The organism is Pontibacter rugosus (assembly GCF_042678745.1).
Lineage (GTDB): Bacteria > Bacteroidota > Bacteroidia > Cytophagales > Hymenobacteraceae > Pontibacter > Pontibacter rugosus.
In genome coordinates, this window is sequence record NZ_JBHTLD010000481.1 from 1 (window position 1) to 712 (window position 712).

General features: G+C 36.4%; 1 protein-coding gene. It reads left to right on the forward strand.

Annotated elements, in window-relative coordinates; translation table 11 throughout:
• Positions 1–40: 40 nt before the first annotated feature.
• The coding region (locus tag ACFQ2O_RS22025; RefSeq protein WP_377533136.1) for an outer membrane beta-barrel protein at positions 41–712 on the forward strand (672 nt) is incomplete at its 3' end.

Below are 712 nucleotides of genomic sequence, written 5' to 3' on the forward strand. Positions count from 1 at the left end.
GTAGAGCATTAATTTAATGCTGACCTATGTTATATCTAAAATGAAAACAAACATTAAAAATTGCTTCTTTGCTGCAGCTTTTACACTCATAAGTACAGGAGCCATTGCACAGGTATCACAGGGTACTGTTGTAGTATCAGGATTAATAGGAGCTTCTACCAATGATGTTGTACTTGAGACTACACACGGTAACTATTCCAGAGAAGAAAGTAAAGGTTTTAGTCTAAGTTTGAGACCTACTTTAGGTTACATGCTACATGACAACCTGGAGCTTGGTATAGGTTTAAGCTATTCCCACTCAAGGAGCAAGGACAAAGATTTTTTAAGAGCAGAGGGAACTAACAATTATACTGATCGAAGCTTTGGACTAAGTCTGGATCCGTATTTAAAAAAATATGTAATGTTATCAGACAAATTTGCTTTTACCGGACAGCTATCAGCAGGTTATGGAATAGCGAAAACTACAAGGATTTTTGATTCTCAAGAAGAAACAAGCTATACTAAACATTATGGATTTAAATCTTCCTTATCTCCAGGCTTTACCTTTTTTCCTATTGAGAAAATAGGCTTAAGCGCAAATATTGGGGGTATTGCTTATAATTGGTCTACCTCTAAGCCGCAGAACAATGACGCTCAAAAAACAACTTCTTCATCTTTCACCTTCAGCATAGAAGATGTCATCTTCTTTGGCTTTAGCTACTATTTCAACCGC